General features: G+C 41.6%; 7 protein-coding genes. 6 read left to right on the top strand and 1 reads right to left on the bottom strand.

Annotated features, from left to right (window positions below):
* Window positions 1-271 (bottom strand): ArsR/SmtB family transcription factor (locus AC52RT_RS11965; protein ID WP_495540953.1); only part of this gene is annotated, 271 nt, incomplete at its 3' end.
* 748 nt (window positions 272-1019) lie between these two features.
* Between AC52RT_RS11965 and lipP1 the strand changes: the two genes are divergently transcribed.
* From lipP1 to rsgA, 6 genes are all read left to right on the top strand, one after another.
* A complete protein-coding gene (gene lipP1 / locus AC52RT_RS11960) occupies window positions 1020-1955 on the top strand; it encodes a LipP1 family hormone-sensitive lipase (RefSeq protein WP_495540952.1) in 936 nt (311 codons plus the stop codon).
* 12 nt (window positions 1956-1967) lie between these two features.
* Entirely contained in the window at window positions 1968-2759 is a 792-nt protein-coding gene (locus AC52RT_RS11955; RefSeq protein ID WP_495540951.1) for a TIGR00266 family protein, read from the top strand.
* Between the two features lie 126 nt (window positions 2760-2885).
* A complete protein-coding gene (gene dhaK / locus AC52RT_RS11950) occupies window positions 2886-3878 on the top strand; it encodes a dihydroxyacetone kinase subunit DhaK (protein WP_495540950.1) in 993 nt (330 codons plus the stop codon).
* Window positions 3879-3898: 20 nt separating this feature from the next.
* Window positions 3899-4528 (top strand): dihydroxyacetone kinase subunit DhaL, encoded by a 630-nt coding sequence (gene dhaL, locus AC52RT_RS11945; RefSeq protein WP_495540949.1) that lies wholly within the window; start codon window positions 3899-3901, stop codon window positions 4526-4528.
* Window positions 4525-4914, top strand: coding sequence for a dihydroxyacetone kinase phosphoryl donor subunit DhaM (gene dhaM, locus AC52RT_RS11940; RefSeq protein ID WP_495540948.1), 390 nt, complete (start codon window positions 4525-4527; stop codon window positions 4912-4914). The genes dhaL and dhaM overlap by 4 nt, the downstream gene beginning before the upstream one ends.
* A gap of 247 nt (window positions 4915-5161) precedes the next feature.
* Window positions 5162-5654, top strand: a 493-nt coding sequence (rsgA, locus tag AC52RT_RS11935; RefSeq protein WP_495540947.1) for a GTPase RsgA, incomplete at its 3' end; no start/stop codon positions are given.

Raw genomic sequence — 5654 nt, 5'->3', positions numbered from 1 at the left:
ACTCTGCAGAAGGAGTAAATCCTCTGGCCACTGATTGGTAAAACTTTTGTATGATACCGTTTTTTTCTTCTTTTTTGACTATTGCAATCAGTTGATTTTTTTCTAATTCCTTTAAATGATAATGAACTTTTGCCCTAGATAAATTAAAGTAAACAGATAACTGTTGACCAGTATAAGGTCTTTCTAGTAAACGCATCATCATCTCGGCACGTAACGGATCACTAAGAGCTTTTAACTGACTGTGCTCTGTTAGGGTTAACATTTGTTTCACAACAACCAACTCCTTATCAAAAAAAATTACTCGGTTAAAAATATTTAACTAATACTACCATTTAATTATATTTTTTACAATATTTAGTTTTTGAGTAATTTATCTAGGTTAATTATGTCTCTTTTCTTGGTTTTTTTATTGAATTTGAATATATGATTAGTGTAATTATCATACATTCATATCTTTGATTTCCTTAACTTTCTTGGCTTTCTCTCTTCAACCTAAAAAAAGGAGAAATCGTACATTCAAATCGTTGAACACCATGGGTTACAGAACCCAGTTTTTGAATGTCGACAGAAAGGGAGAGAAACCATGAAATATATACGAAAATCTCTAAAACTATTAATATATCAGTCTTTTTTATACTATCTTTTCACTCTATATTTTAAAGGGTTTTTCTACAAAATAATCTTTGCACAGAAAAGTGGCTGAATTGCACACTAATTGGCCAATTTTGCACAGATATGAATTCGAATTGCACAGAAAATGGGTTATTCTGCACATAAATTCCGCAGTTCTGCACACTAGGAGGACGAAGACGTTTAAAATACCCAGACGTAAAGACGTGTGGGAGGGGTTGGTCCCTTAACTCAACAACTCGGATTGTTTAATGAATCATTCCTTTTGCTGTGTAATCGAAAAATATCTTTTACTTTTATAGTGATCGCTTAAGTAGATAAAGCAGGAATTCCCCATAAATTAATCGAACTAAATGAGTGAAACCTGGAATGGAGAGAGGAGTGAATGTATGACTGTGAATCCTAGAATTCAATTTTTCTTAGATAAGTTGAAAGAGATACCGCAGCTGCCTATCGACCAGATGACGCCTGAGGTGTATCGGTCTCAGGATGCTGGGGCATTAAGTTTCCAACAGGAAAGGGAAGATGTACATAAAGTAGAGGACCAAATCTTACCGCTAAAGGATCGGGACATTCCAGTTCGAATTTATAGCCCAAAAATCGAGGGGCTTTTGCCAGCGTTAGTTTTTTATCATGGTGGAGGCTGGGTAGTGGGGAACTTAGATAGTCATGATGGTATTTGTCGATCACTCACCAATGCAGCACAGTGCGTGGTTATTTCAGTCGACTATCGCCTTGCACCTGAATATAAATTTCCGGCTGCTGTGGAAGATGCCTATGATTCTCTCCACTATATTGCGACGCATGCAGAGGAATTTGCGATTGATCGTAACCAAATTGCGGTCGGCGGGGATAGTGCAGGAGGGAATCTAGCAGCGGTAGCTTGTATTCTAGCTAAGGAAAAAAAGACACCGAGTATCTGCTATCAGCTCCTCCTCTATCCTTCTACCGGTTATGATCAAGAACCGTCTTCCATCCGTGAAAATGCAGAAGGCTATTTATTAACAGTAGACATGATGAAATGGTTTAGAAAACATTATGTTTCACATGATGACGAAATGTTAAATCCATATGTCTCACCCATTCTCTACCCAGACTTGAGCGGCCTGCCGCCAGCTGCGATATTGACCGCACAATATGATCCACTGCGGGATGTCGGTAAAGCGTATGCGGAAAAGCTAGAAGATAACGGTGTTCCCGTTTTTTATAAAAATTATCATGATCTGATTCATGGCTTTGGAAACTTTATTTCCTTTGTGCCTGAAGCTCGTGAGGCACTAAATGAAGGGGCAGCTAGCTTGAGAGCTTCATTTTTAACTAGTTAAAGGAGGATCAATATGAGAAATCATGAGATAGACTTTGTCATTCATGGTGATGACATGCAATGTGTGGAAATTGAACTCGATCCGAATGAAACGGTCATTGCGGAAGCAGGTAGTTTAATGATGATGGATGATTCGATTGAGATGGAAACCATCTTTGGTGACGGTTCAAAAAACGACGAAGGTGTAATGGGAAAACTTTTTGGAGCTGGGAAACGGTTGGTGACAGGGGAAAGCTTATTTATGACGGCTTTCACCAATACGGGTGCTGGCAAAAAACAAGTTTCCTTCGCTGCACCTTATCCTGGAAAAATAATTGCCCTTGATTTACAAGAGTTAGGCGGCAAAATGATTTGTCAAAAAGACGCCTTTTTGGCAGCGGCAAAAGGTGTCCAGGTGGGCATTGAATTTCAGCGGAAGCTCGGTGCAGGCTTCTTTGGCGGCGAGGGATTTATTATGCAGAAGCTTGAAGGAGATGGGATGGCTTTCATTCATGCTGGGGGGACGCTTATTCAAAAAGAATTAAAAGCTGGCGAAAAACTGCGTGTCGATACAGGCTGCTTAGTCGCCTTTACACCAAGCATTAATTATTCCGTAGAGATGGTGAAAGGGATTAAAACGGCTCTCTTTGGAGGCGAAGGCTTATTCTTTGCGACACTTGAAGGTCCGGGGGACGTCTTAATCCAATCGCTGCCGTTCTCTCGTCTAGCCAGCCGTGTATTTTCAGCTGCACCGAGAGGATCAGGAAACTCAAAGGATGAAGGCAGTGTCCTTGGAGGAATGTTTAATTTGTTCGGAGGGAAATAAAAAAATGGGGGCGGTCAACAGATGTTGGCCGCCTCAGTTTATATTATTTCTTTTTTACTTGAACGTGCTGTTATAATAAAATAGTATGAAAAATCAGTCTACTTAAATCGAAGGCGGCGACTAAAGATGAAGAAGTTGATTAACGATCCTAATCATGTGGTTGAAGAAATGATGAAAGGAATGGTTGCAGCACATCGTGATGTACTGAAGCATGTTCCGGATACGGCTGTATTAACACGTGTTGAACGTACTGCTGGGAAAGTTGGAATCGTCAGCGGAGGCGGCAGCGGGCATGAGCCTGCGCATGCTGGTTTTGTCGGAAAAGGGATGCTGGATGCGGCAGTTTGTGGTCCAGTCTTTACTTCGCCAGGTCCCGATCAAGTGCTTGAAGGCATTAAAGCCGCCGACAGTGGTGCAGGCGTCTTATTAGTCATTAAGAATTACTCAGGCGATGTGATGAATTTTGAAATGGCAATGGAACTAGCTGAGATGGAAACGATTGCAGTCGACAAAGTAATCGTCAATGATGATGTGGCCGTTGAAGACAGCACCTATACGACTGGAAGACGCGGAATTGCGGGAACAATCTTTGTCCATAAAATTGCCGGCGCGAAAGCAGAAACAGGAGCATCTTTAGCTGAGGTAAAAGCAAGTGCCGAAAAAGCAATCCGCAATGTACGCTCGATGGGAATGGCCTTGTCAGCCTGCACAATCCCAGCAGCAGGCAAACCGGGATTTGAAATGGCTGAAAATGAAATGGAAATTGGCATGGGTATTCACGGTGAACCGGGAATTGAACGGACTTTCCTGAAAACGGCCGATGAAATTGCTGAAGAGCTTCTCTCAAAAATTTTGCAGGACGGTGTTCACAAATCTGGTGATGAAGTAGCTGTCATGATTAATGGACTGGGTTCAACACCGTTAATGGAATTATATATATTGAATGGAAAAGTGAGTGAGATTCTTGCGGAGAAAGGAATGACCGTCTATAAAACGTTTGTCGGTGAATATATGACAGCGATTGAAATGGCAGGCTGTTCGATTTCTTTATTAAAACTAGATGACGAACTAAAAGAATTATTAAATGCACCAGCACATACAGCAGCATTTCGGATGTAAATAGAGAAAGGATGATCAGGATGGGACTGACAACAGAACATGTTCGTCTATGGCTTCAAAAGACCAATGAGAAAATTCAAGAAAATAAAACCTATTTAACGGATCTTGACCAAGCGATAGGCGATGGCGATCATGGAATCAATATGTCCCGCGGTTTTGAGGAAGCAATCAAAAAAACGGCAGAGACAGATTATGAAAGTCCTGCAGACTTATTAAAAGACTGGGCCATGACGCTGATTTCGAAAGTAGGAGGAGCTTCCGGCCCGCTGTTTGGCACGGCGATATTAAAGATGTCGATGAGTGTGAAAGGGAAAGCAAAAATAAATTATGCTGAACTAACAACTGCGTTTGAGGAAGCGTTAGCCGGAATTTTGCAAAGAGGACATGCAGCAGAAAACCAAAAAACCTTAGTCGATGTTTGGTCTCCCGTTGTTCGTTTTTTACAGGAAAACACAGCCTTTGATCCAGCAGCGTTCAGTAATCAAGCTAAAGACGCAATGGAACAAACAAAAGACATGCAAGCTGAAAAGGGCCGTGCTGCCTATTTAAAAGAACGGTCAATTGGTCATCTAGATCCTGGTTCAGTTTCGAGCTTCTATCTTTTACAGTCACTTTCTGAAGTCATTGAAAAGGAAGGGGTTACATTATGAGTAATGTCGGTATCGTGTTTGTTTCCCATAGTGAGCAGATTGCGTTGGGGTTAAAGGAATTAACGACGCAAGCGATTCAAAATGTATCGATCGAAGCAGCAGGAGGAACAGATGACGGAGAAATCGGCACGAACTTGGAGAAAATTTTGAGTGCAATTGATAGCGTCTATTCTGAAAAAGGAGTTCTCATCTTATTCGACCTGGGCAGCGCACTCATGAATGCTGAAATGGCTATGGAACTTTCAGGTCGGGAAAACATCCTAATCGCAGATGCTCCTTTAATTGAAGGCGGCTACGTGGCTGCGGTGGAATCAAGTATGGGCAAATCCTTACAGGAAGTGTTAGAAGCTGCCGAACAAGTAAGAGAGCAGCCGAAGCGAGGATAAAAAACAGTTGACAATTTATGAATAAATTGGTAAATTCAAAGGACTAATTGGAAGGAGGGTGATGTGTTATGATGACTTATACGATTGCTTGTACGATTGTTCATAACCGATTCGGTAAGTCTACTTTCACATGCCCTTTGTATACGCACTGACGTATACCTTCTTGAACGTGCATGGAAACCTTATGACTGCCGAATCGGGCATGTTATAAGGTTTTTTAATTTGCATAAAACAGGAGGATTTCAAATTGAATTTACAAACATTAGGCTTTAAAGAAGAATACGCAGCTAACTTATTGACTTTTAACGAACAACCAAAATATAAACAGTGTGTACCTGCTCGGGTCACCCTTGAACATAAACATTCCTATCGCGTGGTTTCCGAAGATGGAGAATGGCTGGCGACGGTCGCTGGGAAGTATGCATATGACTCACAAACGCGTGAAGATTATCCAGCTGTAGGAGATTGGGTACTGGTTGAAAAAATGCCTGGGGAAGAACGGGCGGTTATTCATGAAATGTTTCCTCGGTTTTCAAAGTTTTCGCGTAAAGTTGCAGGCCAACAAATTGCCGAGCAGATTGTGGCTTCAAACGTTGATCTGCTCTTTCTCGTCATGAGCTTAAATGCGGATTTCAACGTCCGTCGGATCGAACGCTATCTTGTGGCAGCCTGGGACTCTGGTGCTACCCCTGTTGTCATTTTGACCAAAGCAGATTTATGCAGCGATGTCTTACATTATG

The organism is Peribacillus sp. (assembly GCF_059453735.1).
This window is presented reverse-complemented; position numbering and strand designations above follow the sequence as displayed.